Annotated in this window: 1 pseudogene; it reads right to left on the bottom strand. The window is 71.2% G+C overall.

The features are described from left to right. A pseudogene (locus ACFHWT_RS31545) lies at window positions 1-310 on the bottom strand (acetaldehyde dehydrogenase (acetylating)); the annotation flags it as partial. Between the last annotated feature and the right edge of the window lie 2 nt (window positions 311-312).

Here is a 312-nt window from a genome sequence, read left to right as displayed (position 1 = left end):
CAGCGGCCGGGGTCAGGTCGACCACCGTCCGCCCGTGCGCCTGCAGGATCTCGTTGTTGCGTCGGTGCGCGCCCGCCGACGTGGCGTCGAACACCAACCCGACGTCGACGAACTCGGGCATCCCGACCAGGCCGTCGACCCCATCGGCGGTGGTGGCCACACCCAACCGGCGGGCGCGGGCCAGCCCGTCCGACCCGGGGTCGATGCCGACCATCGCCACCATCCGCAGCGACTCCGACAGCCGCAGCACCTTGATCATCAGATCGGTGCCGATGTTGCCCGACCCGATCACCGCCACCCCGACACCCACTA

The organism is Micromonospora sp. LOL_021 (assembly GCF_048060215.1).
Lineage (GTDB): Bacteria > Actinomycetota > Actinomycetes > Mycobacteriales > Micromonosporaceae > Micromonospora_E.
The sequence above is the reverse complement of the archived record's forward strand: the minus strand, read 5'-3'. Positions and strand labels throughout refer to the sequence as shown.